An 18,042-nucleotide genomic window follows, 5' to 3' on the forward strand; every position below is an offset into this window, starting at 1 on the left:
AACCTTGCGGCCAGACACCGCCAAAAATCAAAAAGAGAGAGGAACACGCCCCATGGGAAGCACTCAAAAAATCGCCATCGTTGGCGCGGGCTTGGGCGGCGCCGCCGCGGCCACCCTGTTGCAGCAAGCCGGCTTCGACGTGGATGTCTACGAGCAGGCGCCGGAGTTTTCCCGGTTGGGCGCGGGGATCCACATGGGGCCCAACATCATGAAAATCTTCCGCCGCATGGGCATCGAAAAGCAGCTGGACCTGATGGGCTCGCACCCCGAGCACTGGTTCAGCCGTTGCGGCGAGAGCGGCGACTACCTGTCGCGTATCCCGCTTACCGGCTATGGCGCGTCCTACATCACCGTGCACCGTGGCGACCTGCATGCGCTGCAGATGTCCACCCTCAAGCCCGGCACACTGCACTTCAACAAGCGCCTGGAAACCCTTGAAGAAACCGACACCCAGGTACGCCTGACCTTCGCCGATGGCCAGGTGACCTACGCCGACATCGTGATCGGCGCCGACGGCATCAATTCCAAGATCCGCGAAGAACTGCTCGGCGTGGAAAAACCGCTGTACAGCGGCTGGGTCGCGCACCGTGCGCTGATCCGGGGTGACCAGCTCGCCAAGTACGACCTGAAGTTCGAAGACTGCATCAAGTGGTGGACCGAAGACCGCCACATGATGGTCTACTACACCACCGGCAAGCGCGACGAGTACTACTACGTGACCGGTGTGCCCCATGCCGAATGGGACTTCCAGGGCGCGTTCGTCGACAGCAGCCGCGAAGAGATGTTCGACGCCTTCAAGGGCTACCACCCCACCGTCCAGGCCCTGATCGAATCCACTGAAAGCGTGACCAAATGGCCGCTGCGCAACCGCAACCCGCTGCCGTTGTGGAGCCGTGGCCGTCTGGTACTCCTCGGCGATGCCTGCCACCCGATGAAACCGCACATGGCCCAGGGCGCCGGCATGGCCATCGAAGACGCCGCTATGCTCACCCGTTGCCTGCAGGAAACCGGCATCAGCGACTACCGCACCGCCTTCCAGCTCTACGAAGCCAACCGCAAGGAACGCGCATCCCGCGTGCAGGCCGTGTCCAACGCCAACACCTGGCTGCGCACCCAGGAAGATCCAGCCTGGGTCTACGGCTATGACCTGTACGCCCAGGAGCTGAAATCGGGGGTGGCCGCGTGAGCACTTTTCTCTACGGCGGCAACGTGCAGGCCAATGGCATTCGCCAGCACTACCTGCGCTACGGCGGCAAGGGCCCGGCGCTGATCCTGATCCCCGGCATCACCAGCCCGGCCATCACCTGGGGCTTTGTTGCCGAGCGCCTCGGCGCGCAGTTCGACACCTACGTGCTGGATGTGCGTGGTCGCGGGCTGTCCTCGACGGGCCCCGAGCTGGATTACAGCGCGGACACCTGCGCCGAGGACATCGCTGCCTTTGCCGACGCATTGAACCTGGACAGCTACCACCTGATGGGCCATTCCATGGGTGCACGCTTTGCCGTACGCAGTGCCGTCAAACACCCTCAAGGCGTGAAGCGCGTGGTGTTGATCGACCCACCGGTCTCCGGCCCTGGCCGACGCGAATACCCGAGCAAGCTGCCGTGGTACGTCGATTCGATCCGCCAATCCCTGGTCGGCATGGACGCGGAGGCGATGCGCGCCTTCTGCGCCACCTGGACCCAGGAACAACTGCAACTGCGCGCCGAATGGCTGCACACCTGCTACGAGCCCGCCATCGTGCGTGCCTTCAATGACTTCCACGAAGTGGATTTCCATCAGGACCTGCCGCAGCTCAAGGCCCCCGCCCTGTTGATAGTGGCCGGACGTGGCGGCGTGATCCTCGACGAAGACATTGCCGAGATTCAGGACCTGGCACCGAGCATCCAAGTCGCCCGCGTGCCGAATGCCGGGCACATGATCCCGTGGGATGACCTCGACGGCTTCTTCATCGCCCTCGGCGACTTCCTCACACAATAAGAACGGAGACCACCATGCAGAAGCCTTACCGCATCGGCCAGATCGTGCCGAGCTCCAACACCACCATGGAAACCGAGATCCCGGCGATGCTCACCGCGCGCCAGGCGATCCGCCCCGAACGCTTCACCTTTCACTCCAGCCGCATGCGCATGAAGCAAGTGCGCAAGGAAGAACTGGCGGCCATGGACGGCGAATCCGACCGTTGCGCCGTCGAGCTGTCCGACGCCAAGGTCGACGTACTGGGTTATGCGTGCCTGGTGGCGATCATGGCCATGGGCTTGGGTTATCACCGCAACTCCGAACAGCGCCTGCGCAAAGCCACCGCTGACAACGACGCCAACGCGCCCGTGATCACCAGCGCCGGCGCCTTGATCGAAGGCCTGAAAGTGATGGGCGCCAAGCGCATCGCCATCGTCGCGCCGTACATGAAACCGCTGACTGAGCTGGTGGTGAACTACATCCGTGAAGAAGGCTTTGACGTCGTGGACTGGCGCGCCCTGGAAATTCCCGACAACCTCGAAGTGGCCCGCCACGACCCGGCCAACCTGCCAGCCATCGTCGCCGGCATGAACCTGGAAGGCGTCGACGTGATCGTGCTGTCTGCCTGCGTGCAGATGCAGTCGCTGCCGGTAGTGGCCAAGGTCGAGGCACAAACCGGCAAACCGGTGCTGACCGCCGCCATTGCCACCACCTACGCGATGCTCAAAGCGTTGGACCTGGAGCCCATCGTGCCGGGTGCCGGTGCCCTGCTTTCCGGTGCCTATTAGTGGAGCTAAAAGCTCTTCTGTGGTGAGCGGGCTTTTTTGTGGCGAGCGGGCTTGCCCCGCGTTGGAGTGCGTAGCGCTCCCGTTTTTTTGGGGCCGCTTCGCAGCCCAACGCGGGGCAAGCCCGCTCGCCACAACAAGCAAGCTCTCCACAGGGAATGTTTGCGGCCTAAAATGAGGACTCTATAGATGACCGAACAATCCGCCGACGCCAACTACCAGGGCGTCTGGGGCAACCGCATCGGTTTTGGCAAAAAGGCCGCGCTGCTGATGATCGACTTCATGCAGGGCTACACCACCGAAGGCGCGCCGCTGTTCGCGCCCGGCGTGGTCACGGCCGTGGCGCAAAGCGTCGAGCTGCTCGCCACCGCACGCCAACACGGGATTGCGGTAGTCCACACCAATATCCGCTACCATCCCGGCCATTTCGTCGATGGTGGGATCTGGGTGAAAAAAGCCCCGGTGATGAAGGACATGGTCGAAGGCAACCCACTCGCGGCGTTCTGCGCCGAGGTGTTGCCACTGGCCGAGGAAGTCGTCATTACCAAACAGTACGCCAGTGCATTTTTCGGCAGCAGCCTGGCGCCGATGCTGCATGCCCAAGGCATCGACACTGTCGTGTTGGCCGGCTGTTCCACCAGTGGCTGCATCCGCGCCACGGCGGTGGATGCGGTGCAACACGGGTTTCGCACCATCGTCGTGCGCGAATGCGTCGGCGATCGGCACCCGGCGCCCCATGAAGCCAACCTGTTCGATATCGACAGCAAGTATGGCGACGTGGTGAGCAAGCAGGAGGCAATGCGCAAGTTCAGGGAGCAATAAGACGTTATTAAGAACTGCGCCATAGAGCGCGGTCTTTGAAAAAAACTGAGGGCCAGCGTCCCAACATGCACACCCTGTAGGAGTCCGGCTTGCCGGCGATAGCGCCCCTGAGACCGCCATCGCCGGCAAGCCGGCTCCTACAAGGGACCGGACCGGGTCTAACCGCCGCCCTCAGTCTTCTGACACTGCCTTTGGAAGTCGCTTCTACAGCACTCCGAAGTGCTGGAACAAAAGCGGCTGTATAAAAACCATAAGTCACCGCCAGGAGACACCCAATGCCCATTGCGAATGCAGCGCCCGCGACCACAGTCGCAGACCCCGTCAACACGCTTTACCACAAGATCACCTGGAAGCTGATCCCCTTCCTGTGCTTCTGCTACCTGGCCGCCTACTTGGACCGCATCAACATCGGCTTCGCCAAGTTGCAGATGCTCGACCAGTTGCAGTTCAGCGAAACCGCGTTCGGCCTCGGCGCCGGGCTGTTCTTTGTCGGCTATATCCTCTTTGAGGTCCCCAGCAACCTGGTGCTGGAGCGGGTCGGCGCGAAGATCTGGATCGCGCGCATCATGATCACTTGGGGCCTGCTCTCGGCCTGCACCATGCTGGTCACCTCCACCACCCAGTTCTACATCCTGCGTTTTCTGCTCGGCGCCGCCGAGGCGGGCTTTCTGCCGGGTGTGCTGTACTACCTGACCACCTGGTTTCCCACCCACCGACGCGGGCGCATCATCGCGCTGTTCATGATCGGCCTGCCGCTGTCCAGCGTGATCGGTGGCCCGCTGTCAGGCTGGATCATGGGCCACTTCGATCATATGGGCGGCCTGCGTGGCTGGCAGTGGCTGTTCCTGATCGAAGCAGTGCCGAGCGTACTGCTTGGCGTGCTGACCTTCTGGGCCCTGCCCAATACCTACCAGCAAGCCAAATGGCTGTCGGACGAGGAAAAGGCCCTGCTGGAAACCGAGTTGCGCAAGGACGACGCCGACGGCTCCGCCAGCAAGCACAGTTTCCGTGACGGCTTCTTCAACCTCAAAGTGTGGATGCTTGGCGGTATCGACTTCTCGATCCTGCTCAGCGCCTACGCCATGGGCTTCTGGATGCCGACGTTCATCCGCAACGCCGGGGTCACCGACACCTTCCATATCGGCGTGCTCACTGCACTACCGAGCGTCGCCGCCCTGCTCGGCATGCTGCTGATCGGCGCCAGCTCCGACAAGCACCGCGAACGCCGCTGGCACATCATCGTGCCGTTTTTCATCGGCGCGGCGGCCATGGCCACCAGCACGTTCTTTACCCATAACGTGGCGGCCACCGTGGCGCTGTTTGCGATTGCCTCGGCGGCGATCATCGGCGCGGTGCCGGTGTTCTTCAGCCTGCCGGCGACCTTTCTCAAAGGCACTGCGGCGGCCACCGGTTTTGCCCTGGCCTGTTCGGTGGCGAATATCGCCGGTTTGGTGAGCAACTCGTTGATGGGCGTTGCGATCGACGTCACAGGCAGTAGCGCCGGTGCCTTGTGGTTTTTCGCCGGCTGCCTGATCCTCAGCAGCTTCCTGGTCATCGCCTTGCCGGCGAAACTGGTGAACCGTTAACAACAACAATTTTTCGGATGAATCACCATGCAAGGTTTCCTGAAAAGCTGCGCGCTGCTGGTTGCCGTCGGCCTGTGTGCCGGCACCGCCCAGGCTGCGGAGAAAGTCATTTTCGACACCGATTTCAACGTGCTCAACGATGACGGCCAGGCCTTCATCATGCTCGCCCAGCTCCATGCGCAAAAACGCATCGAACTGCTGGGCATGACCCTGGTCAGCGGCAACGCCTGGGTCGACCAGGAGCAGGTCGATGCACTCAAGGCCGTGGAGCGCATGGGCGTGGAGAAAGAGGTTGGCGTCTACTCCGGCGCCGCCTACCCGCTGCTGCATGACTACGCCACCTACGAGGCGGAAAAGGCGCTGTTCGGCTCCGGCTGGCCGGGGGCATTCAAGAACCCCCGCCCTACTTCACCCAAGCAGTTGATCGCGCCACCCGATGGCCTGGCGACACACACCCAATTGCGCAAGGAAACCGCCGCGCAATTCATCGTCGACAGCGTGCGCGCCAACCCGCATCAGGTAACGATCCTGGCGGTCGGCCCGCTGACCAACGTCGCCCTGGCGATCCGTTCGGCGCCGGATATCGTGCCGTTGATCAAGCGCATCGTGTACATGGGCGGCGCCCTGGAGATTCCGGGCAACACCACGCCGGCGGCGGAATTCAACTGGTGGTTTGACCCGGAGGCCGCGAAGATCGTGTTGCGCTCGCCGATCGAGCACGTGATTTTCCCCAATGATGTGTGCGAGAAAGTCACCTTCGACAAAACGGTGTACCAGCGCGTGATTGCCCAGAAAGGCGCGATTGCCGACCTGTACAAGCACGAGTTCGGCCCGTTGTTCGACAAGGACCCGAGCTACCACAGCTTTACCTGGGACAGCTTGCCGGCGCTGTATCTGGTCAACCCGGACATCGTCACCGAGTCCCGGGATCTGTGGGTGGATGTGGATGCCACCTTCGGCGCCGACTACGGCCGTGCACTCGGCTACCAGAAAGGCGCCCCTGTGGGCACGCAAAAAGCCAAGGTAGTGTTCGGCGTAGACCAGAAGAAATTCTGGGATGGCTACGTCAATCTGGTGACCTTGCCAACGCCGGTCAAGCACTGACCGGCCAAGCGCTCCCACGCAAGGTGGGAGCGCTTTTCTGCCTCAACCCGCCAGCGCGAACCCGCGTTGCAGGTCCTCGATCAGCGCCGCCACATCTTCCAGTCCGATATGCAGGCGCACCACCGGGTTCAGCCCTCGGTCCGCCGCGCTGTCGCGGTCCTGGGTATCGGCGACAGTGACCAGGCTTTCATAGCCGCCCCATGAAGCGCCCAATCCGAACAGTTGCAGGCCGTCGATAAAGCGTTCGAGGTAGGCCGGGTCAGTGCTGTTCAATTCAAATGAGAGCAAGCCATTGCTGCCGGTGAAGTCCCGACGCCACAGCGCATGCCCGGGATGCCCAGGCAACGCCGGATGGAACACGCGCTTGACCTGGGGCTGGGCCTGCAACCACAGGGCGATGTCCAATGCCTGTCGCTCATGCACATCCAGGCGCGAGGCCAGGGTGCGTGCACCGCGCAGGATCAGGTAGGCATCGTCGGCACTCACGGCATTGCCGAAGGTGTCGCTCATCCGGCCCAGCGCCGGCCACGCGGCCTGGGTGGTGCACACACTGCCCATCATCACGTCGCTATGGCCGCCGAGGTATTTGGTGAGGGCCATGATGGAAATATCCGCGCCCAACGCCAGCGGGCGATACAGGTAGCCCGAGCCCCAGGTGTTGTCCACGGCCAGCAGGATATTGCGCGGTTTGCACAACGCGGCAATCGCGGGCAGGTCGCACAGTTCGTAGAGCAACGAACCCGGGACTTCGGCATAGACCAGTTTGGTATTGGCTTGCAACTGGGCTTCCAGGCCCTGACCATCAGGCGAGAAATAGCTGACCTCAACACCAAACGCTTGCAGGAATTCACGGGCTAATTTGCGCACCGGCGAATACACCGCATCGGTGATCAGCACATGATCGCCGGGGCGCAGATACGCCAGGAACACCTGGGCCGCTGCGGCCAGGCCGGTGCCGTAGAGACGGGTGCGATAGCCGCCCTCCAGTTCGGTGACCAGGTCTTCCAGGGCGTGGGAAGTCGGGTTGCCGCGTGCGCCGTAGGTCAACACCCGTTCACTGTCACGGCGGGCACGGGCGTCACGCATCTGCGCCAGGTTGTCGAACAGCACGGTGCTGATGCGCGTAATCGGCACGTTGACCGCGCGGCCGCCATGGCCTTTTTCGGTACGTGCCGCATGTATCAGCCGAGTGCGCACCCGCGACGGTGCCGGCAGCGGTTTAAGGCTGGCGATCTCTGCCGTGCTCATCTGCGCCAACAGGCCGATTTCCCAGGCCAGGTACTGGCGCGCGGCATCCTTGTTGCCGCTGTGACGGTCGTGGGTGAAGAACAGGAAATCGATGCACTGCGCGTCGGGCGGGTTTTGCGCGTCTTCAGTCACCGGCAGGCCAGCGGCGGCCCAGGCGGCCCAGGCGGCAACACCGCCGTCGAGCAATTGTGCCGACAGGCCTTCGGCAGCAAAGGCCGCCAACGCAGGATCATCCGCTACCAGCACCAACGGGCGATGGTCGGTTTTGAGCAGCGGGCGAATCGACCAGCGCGAACCTGCAATATGACCTTTGCGAAACGCCATGCTCGGGCGCAAGTCGATCAGGTTCACATCGTTCAATTCAAGGGCCAGCGCCTGGGCATTGATCAACGGCAGCGGCTCATACGCCACCGGCTGCAACACCGGCAAGGCCAGCCCGCTGTCGATGCCACCGTTCAATACATACGCCTCATGCCCCAACTGGCGCAGCCAACTGGCAACAATCGGTGCACGCACACCATCACTGTCCACCAGCACAATGCGCGCCTGGCGCACGCCGATGTAAAGGTCGGTGGACTGGATCAACTGCCCCCCCGGCGTATGTTGCGCACCCGGCAATGTGCCGAGTGCGAACTCTTCACCCGTGCGCACGTCGCACAGAAACAGACTACGTTGGGCGTCATCGGCCCACTGGCGCACCTGATCCGCCGACACCGTCACCACCCCTGCCCGCTCGGCCAGTCGCTGCGCCGCCTGGCGCTGCTGGGCAAGATCGCTGCTGACGTGATCCGCATATCGCCGGGCGCTGCCGTGTTCCAGTTGGAAATCTTCCAGGTACCAGCCCTGGGTGCCGTTTTCCAAGGCATAGATCGGATTCTTCAGACCCAGGTTGATCAAGGTCTGTGCGCCGATGATGCTGCGGGTGCGTCCGGCGCAGTTGACCACGATGGGCGTGCTGTCATCCGGCACCAGGTCATGCACGCGGTAGCCCAGTTCACCGTTGGGGCAGCAGATGGAGCCGGGAATGGTCATCTTGCGGTATTCATCGAACGGCCGCCCGTCCAGCACCACCAACGGCTCGCCGCGCGCTTGCCAGTCCGCCAATTGCCGAGCAGTCACATGCGGGGTGTGGCTGGCCTCTTCGACCAACTCGCCAAACGCCTTGGATGGCACGTGCACCCCGGCAAACAGCTGCAAGCCGGCGGCCTGCCAACCCTCGGCGCCCCCTTCCAAGACATGCACACGGCCATAGCCCAGCCCCTCCAAACGCGCTGCGGTGCGCGCTGCAACGTCACCGCCGGCCTGGTCGTAAATCACCAGGCGCACCTGCGGATTGGGCGCCAGGCGGCGTACTTCCAGCTCCAGGCGGCTATAGGGCAGGTTCACCCCGTGAAACAGGTGGGCTTCACCGTATTGGCCGTGTTCGCGCACGTCGAACAGGGCGATTTCCTGCCCGTCGAACAGCCATTGCTGCAGTTGACTGGGGGTGATGGTCTGGCTCATGGAAGTCCCAACAATTGAAGAAAAGAGTTACTGCAACGCCAACGAACGTTCGCCCGCAGCCACTTCGCGCCCCTTGGCATAGGCACGCTGCACCGCCGGCCGCGCCTTGATGCGCTCGCGCCAGGCCTGGATATTCGGGTGGTCCGCCAAGTCCTGGCCCTGCCGTTGCGGTTGAATCCACGGGAAGATCGCCATGTCCGCCACCGAGTATTCGCCCGCCACATAGGGCACCTCGGCCAGGCGTTGTTCCAGCACCCGATACAAGCGCGTGGCTTCGGCGTTGAGCAGGTCAAGGGCAAACGCAATCGGCTCCGGAGCCTTCTCCTTGAACAGCTGCAACTGGCTCAGATACGGGGTGATATGCCCCACCTGCCAGAACAACCATTCCTGGACCTTTTGCCGCTCGGCAGTGCCTGCGGGTGGCAAGAACTGACCGGCGTTGTCGGCCAGGTAATTGAGGATTGCGCCGGATTCGAACAGGCTCAGCGGCACCTCCGGGCGATAGTCGACAATCGCCGGGATGCGGCCGTTGGCACTGATGCGCTGGAAGTCCGCCTGCTTCTGCTGGCCTTCGCGGATGTTCACTGGCACCAGGCGGTAATCCAGCCCAAGCTCTTCCAGCAAGATGCCGACCTTCAAGCCATTGCCCGTGGGCCAGTAATAAAGATCGATCATGCGTAAGCCTTGATCGACGGCGCCATCTGCGAGGCGTTGTAGTTGAGGATGCGACCGTCCGCTTCCACGCCATACCGGCCGTTGAGGGATTCCAGCGGCAAGCCATACAGGTGGAAATGCAACGTCGCCTGCGCGCCCTCGACCTTGATGCCATGCAGGTCTTCACCGAGGAACGAGATCGACGTGCCCGGTTGCACGATCACTTCTTTCTCCAGCGTCAGGGTGGTGAACCCCGGCTCGCGACCTTCATCACTGCGGGCATAGACGTAGTTGATCTCCTGGCCTTCGATGGCACTGATGATCGCCCAGGTCTCGTGGTTATGCGGGATCGTGCTTTTGCCCGGCAACAGCGAATTCAGGTAGAGCGTCGGCGTATCACCGTCGTCATTCAGGCGATAGCGGAACGCCGTGCTGCCCTGCCCCGGCACGGGCGCGGGGAATTCATCAAAGTTGAACAGGTCGCGGCGCTGGGCGAGGTTTTCCAGCAGCCCAACGATTTCATCCAAGGCCGCGCGGTCTACGCCACGCTGATTGATGACGCGGATCTGCTGCAAAAACGCTTCGATCACGTCGGCACGGTTTTCGATACTCATCACGAATTTCCTCTTATCAGACAGACAGGCTGTAACGGCTCAAATTGGTCAACAGGTACGGGTCGTGGGCGATGGGGCCACGGCGCCCCGTGTCGCCCAGGGCATGGCGCAGGAACGTCTGGGTGCGTTCGCTGGCCGGGTTCTGGAAGATCTGCTGCGCGCTGCCATGCTCGACAATCACGCCGTTTTCGGTGAAATACACCACGTCGCTGATCTCTTCGGCGAAGCGCATTTCGTGGGTGACCAACACGCAGGTCATGCCCTCTTCGGTAAGTTCGCGGATCACCGTCAGCACTTCGCCGACGGTCTCCGGGTCTAGGGCCGAGGTCACTTCGTCGAACAGGATCAGCTCCGGGCGCATCGCCAACGCGCGGGCAATCGCCACGCGTTGCTGCTGGCCACCGGACAGTTGGCCGGGATAGGCATCGGCCTTGTGCTCCATGCGCACCTTGGCCAGCAAGGCGCGAGCGTCTTTCTCGGCTTCGGCACGGTTGCGGCCGAGCACCTTGCGCGGGGCGATCACCAGGTTTTCCAGCACCGACAAGTGCGGGAACAGGTTGTACTGTTGGAACACAAACCCGACGCGTTTGCGCAACTCGATGCGCTGGGCTTCCTGGGCCAGGCTATCGACCTGGGTCTGGCCCACGCGGATGCTGCCGCGCTGGGGCTGCAACAAACCGGTAATGCAGCGCAGGATCGTCGACTTGCCCGAGCCCGACGGGCCGATGATCGATACCGCCTGGCCGCGCAACACGTCCAGGTCGATGCCCTTGAGCACCGGGTTGGCGCCGAACGACAGGTGCACATCCCGCAGGCTCACCAAGGATTCAATAGAAGGCATAACGGCGCTCCAGGTGTTGGGTGAGACGGGAAATCGGGTAGCAATAGGCAAAGAACAGCACCAGCAGGCTCAGGTAGATCATCACGGTGAAACCGGTCAGGTTCACGGTGTTGCTGGCGATCTGCGCGGTGTCGATCACGTCATGCACGCCCACCAGCGAGGCCAGCGCGGTGCCCATGGTGACCACGGCGTACAGGTTCATCCACGGCGGCAACATGCGCTTGAAGCACTGCGGCAGGATGATCGAACGAAACAACTGGCCACGGGTGAACGCCAGGGAACGCGCGGCTTCCCACTGGGTGCTGGGGATCGAACCGATAGCGCCACGGAAGATCTCCGCCACGTTGGCGCTGGCCGGCAACGCCAGGCCGATGGTGACTTTGACCCAATCGGGGAACGACACGTAGCTGCTGCCGATGTGGATCTCGAACGGGAACACGTAGGTAGTGAAATAGATCAACACCAGCCACGGCGCATTGCGAAACACCTGCACCCACAGCCGCGCGACAAAGCCCAGAGGCGACAAGGCCAACGCACCGATCAACAAGCCCAGCACCGAGCCCAAGGCAATCGCCACCACGCTGATCAGGATGTTCTGGCCGAAACCGGCCACCAGTGCCGGCGACCATTGCAGCAACGCCGACAACACCGGGAATGAATCAATGGCCATAGCCGGGCATCCTCAGGCGCGCTTCCAGCCAGCGCCCCACACAATTGACGATAAAACTCAGCAGGCCGAAAAAGCTCAGGATCAGGATCATCAGTTCCAGCACGTTATCGCTCTGGGTCCAGATCATGATGGCCGCGTAAGTGATGTCGCCCACCGCAATCGCGGACGCCACGGCGGTCATCTTCACCAGGTCGATCAGGTTGTTGATCAGCGACGGCAAGGCAAAACGCAGCGCCAGGGGCAGCTGCACATTCCACAGCAATTGGCGGCTGCTGAAAGCCAGGGAACTGGCAGCTTCCAGGGTCACGGCAGGCACTGCTTCGATGCCGGCGCGCAAGGCCTCGGCATGAAACGCACCTTTGTGCAGGGAGATCACGATCACCACCCAGGCAAACGGCGTCAGCGGGTTGGCCGCGCCAACCGCCTGGGTCAGCAGCATGTTCAGCACCAGGAACGCGCAGTACAGCTGCACCAGCGTCGGAGTGTTGCGCGTGACTTCGACGAACACCCGCGCTGGTTTGGCCAGCCAGGGGTTACCCGAGGTGAGCATCGCCGCGAGCGTGATGCTAGCCAACAGGCTGCCAATGATGGTGAACAGGCACAGCAGACCGGTGGTCAGCGCGCCCTGGACCAACGTACCGCGCTGGTAGGCATCCAACAGGAAGTTGTAGTTCAGGCCAATACCCGCAGCCCAGTGGACAAAAAGCTCCATCATTGCAACTTTCCGCAGGCGCTTGCGATACGCCGGCCAGCCTCGGCAACGCTGTCGGTTGCGGTGGCGATGGACAGGCGGAACCACGGCGACAGGCCATAGGCGCTGCCCGCCACTCCGGCGACGCCCTCCTCCAACAGCCAGGCCACCAGGTCATCGTCGTTGTTGATGCGCTGGCCGTCCGGGCGAACGCGGCCCAGCAGCCCGGCGCAACGCACGAAGACGAAGAAACCGCCCTGGGGCTCCAGGACTTCAAGGCCGTCAACGGCTGCAAGCGTTTCCACCAGAACATCCCGGCGTAGTTGATAAGCCGCGACGTGCTCCGCAAGAAAATCCAGCCCACCGTTGTAAGCCGCTAATGCAGCCGCCTGGCCCACCGAGGACGCGCCAGAAGTGGATTGGGATTGCACCACTGCGATGGCATCGGTCAAGGTTTTCGGCCCCGCCCCAAAGCCGATGCGCCAGCCCGTCATGGCGTAGGTCTTGGACACGCCGCCCACCAGCAGACAGCGGTCGAGCAAGTCCGGAGCGACGTTTAACAGGCTCTGCGCAGGGCGGCCGTCGAAACGGATGTGTTCGTAGAGTTCATCCAGCAGGACCAGCACCTGGGGATGACGACGCAGCACTTCGGCCAACTCGCGCAGTTCGGTTTCGCTGTACACCGCGCCGCTCGGGTTGCCAGGGCCATTGAGGATCAGCCAGCGCGTACGCGCAGTGATGTGCTGCTCCAGCTGGACCGGCAGCAGTTTGCAGCCCTGCTCCAGCCCACATTCGATGAACACCGGCTCGCCGCCATTGAAGCGCACGCTGTCGGGGAACGACGGCCAGTAGGGCGTCGGCACCAGCACTTCATCACCGTCATCCAAGGTGGCAGCAAACGCATTGAAGATGATCTGCTTGGCGCCGTTGGCGATCACAATGGACGACAGTGGATAGTCCAGGCGGTTTTCATCCGCCAGCTTGCGTTGCACGGCCAAGCGCAAGGCTTTTACACCGGGCGTCGGCGTGTATTTGGTGGCGCCGCCCGCGATCGCGGCATAGGCCGCCTGCTTGATGTGTTCGGGGGTATCGAAATCCGGCTCGCCGGTGGTGAGATCGAGGATATCGCGCCCCGCCTCGCGCAACTCAGTGGCGCGGGATTTGGCGGCGGCGTTGGCAGACAGCGACACCCGCTGCACGCGTTGGGACAGGCGTAGGGTCATGGCTGTACCTCAAGGACTTTACCGGGGTTGAGCAGGTTGTGCGGATCCAGCGCCTGCTTGATACGGCGCATCAGGTCCAGCTCCACCGGGCTTTTATAGCGGCTGAGCAGGCCGACCTTGCGTTGGCCGATGCCATGCTCGGCACTGATCGAACCGCCGTGGGCGTGGGCACTGTCGTGCACCAGGGCTCTGAGTTCCGCGTAGTGCGCCATGTGCGCGTCCACCGTCGAATCCAGCGGGTGGGCGACGTTGTAATGCAGGTTACCGTCACCGAGATGGCCGAAAGTGAAGTTGCGCACACCGGGGAAATGCTGCTGCAACAACGCATCGGTATGGGCCACGAAAGCCACCACCTGGGAAATCGGCACCGAGATATCGTGCTTCATATTGCGCCCGGCGCGCTTTTGCGCCTCGCTCATGTTTTCGCGCAGCAACCACAGGGCTTCGCTTTGCGCCAGGCTTTCGGCGATCAGGGCGTCGCTGATCAACTGTTTTTCGAAAGCCTCGCCAAGCACCGCTTCGAAGGCTTCGCGCGCATGGCTTTCGCCGTGATTGTCGGAGAGTTCAATCAGGGCGAACCAGGGTTGGCTCGCGGTCTTGAACGGTTGCGGGCCCTCCGGGAACTGATCGCGCAACAGCGCCAGGCAATCAGCAGTCAGTAATTCGAACGCCGTCAGGTTCGCACCAAAACCCGCACGGGCATGGGACAGAAAAGCGACGGCTTGCGCCAGCTCATCAAACGCCAACAACGCCGTCGCCTGGGCCTTGGGCAGCGGGAACAGCTTCAAGGTGGCGGCAGTGATGATGCCGAGGGTGCCTTCGCTGCCGATGTACAAATCACGCAGGTCATAGCCGGTGTTGTCCTTGCGCAACCCGCGCAGGCCATGCCAGATCTCGCCTTCGGCGGTCACCACTTCCAGGCCCAGGGTCAGCTCGCGGGCATTGCCATAACGCAACACGCCGGTGCCGCCGGCATTGGTGCCGAGGTTGCCGCCAAGGGTGCAACTGCCCTCGGCGCCGAGGCTCAAGGGGAACAGGCGATCGGCTGCGCGGGCCGCGTCCTGGACATTTTGCAGGATGCAGCCGGCTTCGACGGTCAGGGTGTCGTTGTCGGTGTCGACCGAGCGCACGCGGTTCATGCGGTCCAGCAACAGCAGCACCGAACGCCCGCTGGCATCCGGGGTTGCGCCGGCCATCAGACCCGTGTTGCCGCCCTGCACCACGATCGGTGCCTCCAGAGCCACGCAGGCACGCACCACCGCCGCCACTTCCTCGGTGTTGGCCGGATGCACCGCCGCAACCACTTGGCCGGTGTAGCGGCCCTGCTTGTCGGTCAGGTAGTGCGCCGCTGCCTCGCTGGTTTGCACATGGTCTGCGCCGAGTAGCTGTTGCAAGGTGGCGAACAACGCATCACTCATGGCTGTATTGCTCGTGCAAATCACGCAGAGCCTGGGACGGCGCCATGCCGGTACGCTCGCCGAGGGCAATCAGGAAACCGCTTTTATGCCAACCCTTCACGATGGCATCGAGCTTGGCCTGGGTGTCGTGTTCGCCCTTGCGGATCCAGATCACCGAGTTGGACGGAATCAAATCGCCCGGCAATGGGATTTCATAGCCCTCCCATTCGGCATCACTGAGCAAGGCATGCATGGTCGGGCTGACGTGCACCGCCGCCACACATCCATTGCCGCGCAGTGACAACAGCGACTCGGACTGGCTGCGGAACGCCTTGATCTGCGCGCCGTAGTTCTCTTGCAGCGGTTTGATGAAGTTGCTGCCCTGGGACACGCACACCGGCTTGTCCTTGAGGTCGGCCCACTGCTGGATGCCGGCGCCCTTGCGGATCAACGCCGCGCCGCCCACTTCCTCATACGGCGTGGGTACGTAATCGAGGATCTCGGCACGCTCTTCGGTGAACTGCATATTGGCGATCAGGATGTCGACCTTGCCCTGCTGCAGGAACTGAACGCGGTTGGGCGCCAGTACCGACACGGTCTTGGTCTCGACGCCCAGCGCCTCGCCGATGCCCTTGGCCAGTTCGACGTTGTAGCCCAGGTGCTCACCGGTCTTGGGGTCCAGGGTGCCGAACGGCGGGCCGCTGAGAATCACCCCGACGCTGATGGCGTGGCGTTGCTGGATCTTGTCGAGGGTGGCATCGGCCTGGGCGAAGCCGGCGCACAGGGCCAGGCCGAGTGCGGTGAGGGTCTTGAAGTGCATATCAGGCGCCCTTGAACTGTTGCTGCAATTCCACCAACGCCGGCGAAGCCGGGCTGATGCGGTTGCGGGTCTGGGCGTCGATCAGCCAGCCGCTGCGGTGCAGCTCCTTGACGATCGGATCGAGCTTGGCCTGGGTATCGCTTTCGCCGCGACGGGTCCAGATCACCGAAGGCGCCGGGTTGAGTTCCGGGGTGATGACGCGGTAGTCCTTCCACTCGGGGCTGTCATTGATCAACGGGTTGATCAGCGTCGAGTCATGCACCGCCGCCACGCAGTTGTTGCCGCGCAGGGCCAGCAGGGATTCGGAAGAGCTCTTGAATGCCTTGAGCTGCGCGCCGAACTCAGTCAGCGGCTTCACGTAGCTGCTGCCCTGCGAAGTGCACACGGGCTGATCCTTGAGGTCTTCCCAACGGGCAATCTTGCTGTCCTTGAGCACCGCCGCCGCGCCGCCGATCCGGTAGAACGGGGTCGGCACAAAACCGAGGATCTCACCGCGCTCGGCGGTCCATTCCATATTGGCGATCAGCAGGTCGACCTTGCCCTGTTGCAGGAACTGCACACGGTTGGCCGGCAGCACCGGCACCAATTGCACCTCTGCCTTGAGTTGACGCCCCAGTTCGTTGGCCAGGTCGACGTTCAATCCCTTGGGCTTTTGCGTGGTCGGATCGATGCTGCCGAATGGCCCGCCCGACAACAGCACGCCCACCACCAGCACATGACGCTGTTCGATCTTGTCCAGGGTCGCATCGGCCTGCGCCGCCACACTGCTGCCCAACGCGATGATCGACCCGAGGGCCACCGGCAACCATTTGTTCAACTTCATTGGACTTCCCCCTGGCAAGTGATCGGCGTACCCCGACCTGATGGAGGGGCATGCTAGGGAGAGTGTGGGGGCAACGGAAATGCAAATATCTCATATCGTTATAACTTGCCGTATCTGAACGACCTCCGATTACGACATAAGCCATGATTTACTGGACCCTCTAAAAATACGCTTCACCCATACATAAATATCTGTAATGTTTAGCTTCACACCCTTGATATAAAAACCGCCTCTGGAGCCGGCCATGTCGACCCTTGACCTTGAACTGCTGCGTACCTTTATTGCCGTGGTCGACCACCACAGCTTCGCTGGCGCCGGCACGCACCTGTCGCGCACCCAATCGTCCGTGACCCAGCATATGCAGCGTCTGGAGCAGCAAGTGGGGGTCAGTCTGTTCGAGAAGCGTGGCCGGCAAAAGCAACTGACCGAGCCTGGCTTGCAGTTGCTGCGCCATGCGCGGCAGATGCTGTCGCTGAATGACGATGCGTTGAATTCGCTGCGTGAGAGCAGCTTGAGTGGTGTGTTGCGCATTGGCTCACCGCACGATATTGCTGACACGATATTGCCGCCGATCCTCAGTCACATCGCCCGCTCAGCGCCGCGTTTGCGGTTGGAGATTGATGTGGGGCGCAGTCCGTTTTTGATGGATGACTTGCATCGGGGCAAGGTGGATATGGTGATTTCTACGCGGTCTGATCCGAACCTGGAGGGGTTTGCGTTGCGCACGTCGCCGGTGTGGTGGATTTGTTCGGCCCAGTATATTCACCAGCCGAGTGAGCCGTTGCCGCTGATTCTGGTGGATGAGCCGAGCATTTATCGGCGTTATGCGTTGGAGGCGTTGGAGCGGGCGAATATTCCTTGGCGCCAGGCGTATCTGGCTTCGAATTTGATCGGGATCAAGGCGGCCACCCGGGCGGGGTTGGGGGTGACGCCGAGGAGTATGGAGATGCTGGGGCCGGATATGCGGGTGTTGGGGGAGACGGATGGGTTACCGCGCTTGCCGGAGGTGACGTATTACCTTTGGATTCGGCCGAATACGGCGAATCCGATTGCCAGGAAGGCTTATGATTTGATTCGGGGGAGTCAGGGGTTGTGAGGCTAGTTTTGAGTACATATCCGTTATTTGGGTGATGGCGGGTATTGGTTCCGCCCTTACGGCGGGTCACTTTCGAAAAGCGCGAAAGTAACCAAAGCGCTCTTGCCCCAACACTCGGCACCTCGCCTAGGCTCGGTGTGCCCGTAATCCGACAGTGATTTGGGGGGCCGCCGCCACGCGCCATCCATGGCGCGGGGCGGCTAAAC

The 18,042-nt window shown here is 62.3% G+C and carries 17 protein-coding genes; 7 read left to right on the forward strand and 10 right to left on the reverse strand.

Annotation, left to right across the window (positions count from 1 at the left end):
* Positions 1 to 52 precede the first annotated feature (52 nt).
* From HX868_RS19400 to HX868_RS19425, 6 genes are all read left to right on the forward strand, one after another.
* Positions 53 to 1,186, forward strand: coding sequence for an FAD-dependent monooxygenase (locus HX868_RS19400; RefSeq protein ID WP_016977979.1), 1,134 nt, complete (start codon positions 53 to 55; stop codon positions 1,184 to 1,186).
* Positions 1,183 to 1,980: an alpha/beta fold hydrolase gene (locus tag HX868_RS19405; protein ID WP_177004038.1), complete on the forward strand. Its 798-nt coding sequence runs from the start codon at positions 1,183 to 1,185 to the stop codon at positions 1,978 to 1,980. The genes HX868_RS19400 and HX868_RS19405 overlap by 4 nt, the downstream gene beginning before the upstream one ends.
* A gap of 14 nt (positions 1,981 to 1,994) precedes the next feature.
* Positions 1,995 to 2,747, forward strand: a complete 753-nt coding sequence (locus HX868_RS19410) for a maleate cis-trans isomerase family protein (RefSeq protein ID WP_016977977.1) — start codon at positions 1,995 to 1,997, stop codon at positions 2,745 to 2,747.
* Positions 2,748 to 2,933: 186 nt separating this feature from the next.
* Positions 2,934 to 3,566 carry an N-carbamoylsarcosine amidohydrolase gene (locus HX868_RS19415; RefSeq protein ID WP_177004039.1) on the forward strand — a complete coding sequence of 211 codons (633 nt, stop codon included), beginning with the start codon at positions 2,934 to 2,936 and terminating at the stop codon, positions 3,564 to 3,566.
* A 275-nt stretch (positions 3,567 to 3,841) separates the two neighbouring features.
* Positions 3,842 to 5,152: an MFS transporter gene (locus tag HX868_RS19420; RefSeq protein WP_177004040.1), complete on the forward strand. Its 1,311-nt coding sequence runs from the start codon at positions 3,842 to 3,844 to the stop codon at positions 5,150 to 5,152.
* A gap of 27 nt (positions 5,153 to 5,179) precedes the next feature.
* Entirely contained in the window at positions 5,180 to 6,256 is a 1,077-nt protein-coding gene (locus HX868_RS19425) for a nucleoside hydrolase (RefSeq protein ID WP_177004041.1), read from the forward strand.
* Positions 6,257 to 6,298: 42 nt separating this feature from the next.
* Here HX868_RS19425 and metC read toward each other — a convergent pair whose 3' ends face one another.
* From metC to HX868_RS19475, 10 genes are read right to left on the reverse strand one after another with little or no spacing between them, the layout of a single operon-like run.
* Positions 6,299 to 9,007, reverse strand: coding sequence for a cystathionine beta-lyase (gene metC, locus HX868_RS19430; RefSeq protein ID WP_177004042.1), 2,709 nt, complete (start codon positions 9,005 to 9,007; stop codon positions 6,299 to 6,301).
* 27 nt (positions 9,008 to 9,034) lie between these two features.
* The gene (locus HX868_RS19435) at positions 9,035 to 9,682 is read right to left on the reverse strand and encodes a glutathione S-transferase family protein (RefSeq protein WP_177004043.1); all 648 of its coding nucleotides are present in this window, start codon (positions 9,680 to 9,682) and stop codon (positions 9,035 to 9,037) included.
* Positions 9,679 to 10,275, reverse strand: a complete 597-nt coding sequence (locus HX868_RS19440) for a cysteine dioxygenase family protein (protein WP_095016052.1) — start codon at positions 10,273 to 10,275, stop codon at positions 9,679 to 9,681. The genes HX868_RS19435 and HX868_RS19440 overlap by 4 nt, the downstream gene beginning before the upstream one ends.
* 16 nt (positions 10,276 to 10,291) lie before the next feature.
* Complete coding sequence (locus tag HX868_RS19445; protein ID WP_177004044.1) at positions 10,292 to 11,116, reverse strand: amino acid ABC transporter ATP-binding protein; 825 nt, start codon at positions 11,114 to 11,116, stop codon at positions 10,292 to 10,294.
* Positions 11,103 to 11,786 carry an amino acid ABC transporter permease gene (locus HX868_RS19450; RefSeq protein ID WP_177004045.1) on the reverse strand — a complete coding sequence of 228 codons (684 nt, stop codon included), beginning with the start codon at positions 11,784 to 11,786 and terminating at the stop codon, positions 11,103 to 11,105. The genes HX868_RS19445 and HX868_RS19450 overlap by 14 nt, the downstream gene beginning before the upstream one ends.
* Positions 11,776 to 12,501 (reverse strand): amino acid ABC transporter permease, encoded by a 726-nt coding sequence (locus HX868_RS19455; RefSeq protein ID WP_177004046.1) that lies wholly within the window; start codon positions 12,499 to 12,501, stop codon positions 11,776 to 11,778. The genes HX868_RS19450 and HX868_RS19455 overlap by 11 nt, the downstream gene beginning before the upstream one ends.
* Positions 12,498 to 13,700 (reverse strand): aminotransferase class I/II-fold pyridoxal phosphate-dependent enzyme, encoded by a 1,203-nt coding sequence (locus HX868_RS19460; protein ID WP_177004047.1) that lies wholly within the window; start codon positions 13,698 to 13,700, stop codon positions 12,498 to 12,500. The genes HX868_RS19455 and HX868_RS19460 overlap by 4 nt, the downstream gene beginning before the upstream one ends.
* Positions 13,697 to 15,118 (reverse strand): FAD-binding oxidoreductase, encoded by a 1,422-nt coding sequence (locus HX868_RS19465; RefSeq protein WP_177004048.1) that lies wholly within the window; start codon positions 15,116 to 15,118, stop codon positions 13,697 to 13,699. The genes HX868_RS19460 and HX868_RS19465 overlap by 4 nt, the downstream gene beginning before the upstream one ends.
* Complete coding sequence (locus tag HX868_RS19470) at positions 15,111 to 15,917, reverse strand: transporter substrate-binding domain-containing protein (RefSeq protein ID WP_177004049.1); 807 nt, start codon at positions 15,915 to 15,917, stop codon at positions 15,111 to 15,113. The genes HX868_RS19465 and HX868_RS19470 overlap by 8 nt, the downstream gene beginning before the upstream one ends.
* A gap of 1 nt (position 15,918) precedes the next feature.
* On the reverse strand, positions 15,919 to 16,740 hold the full coding sequence (locus HX868_RS19475) for a transporter substrate-binding domain-containing protein (RefSeq protein WP_016977964.1): 822 nt from the start codon (positions 16,738 to 16,740) through the stop codon (positions 15,919 to 15,921).
* A 244-nt stretch (positions 16,741 to 16,984) separates the two neighbouring features.
* Here HX868_RS19475 and HX868_RS19480 point away from each other — a divergent pair, with 244 nt between their 5' ends.
* Complete coding sequence (locus tag HX868_RS19480; RefSeq protein ID WP_177004050.1) at positions 16,985 to 17,836, forward strand: LysR substrate-binding domain-containing protein; 852 nt, start codon at positions 16,985 to 16,987, stop codon at positions 17,834 to 17,836.
* Positions 17,837 to 18,042 lie beyond the last annotated feature (206 nt).

The organism is Pseudomonas reactans, from assembly GCF_013385825.1.
Classification (GTDB): Bacteria; Pseudomonadota; Gammaproteobacteria; order Pseudomonadales; family Pseudomonadaceae; genus Aquipseudomonas; species Aquipseudomonas reactans.